General features: G+C 53.9%; 1 protein-coding gene. It reads left to right on the forward strand.

Annotated elements, in window-relative coordinates:
* On the forward strand, positions 1–241 hold a 241-nt coding region (locus JDF658_RS14525; protein ID WP_200805687.1), incomplete at both ends, for a hypothetical protein.

Consider the following 241-nt stretch of genomic DNA (forward strand, 5'->3'; position numbering starts at 1 on the left):
AAAAAAGATACTCTCAGCACCGTGACTTTTAAACAGAACGCTTTCGAAATACTGCCGGACAACCGGGTGCGCCTGAAGCTGCCCAAAACCTACGGCAGGCGGGTGATTGTACTGGAATACCAGCTCCCATCGCACGTCACTCTGAGCAAAGTCCAGCAGGTAAAGCTGGTCTACGAACCCGGGACCGGCGACTGGTACCTGCACATAACCCACAGGGTCCCGGTAACCTATAAGGAAACCG

It is taken from the genome of Carboxydocella sp. JDF658, assembly GCF_002049395.1.
Taxonomy (GTDB): domain Bacteria; phylum Bacillota.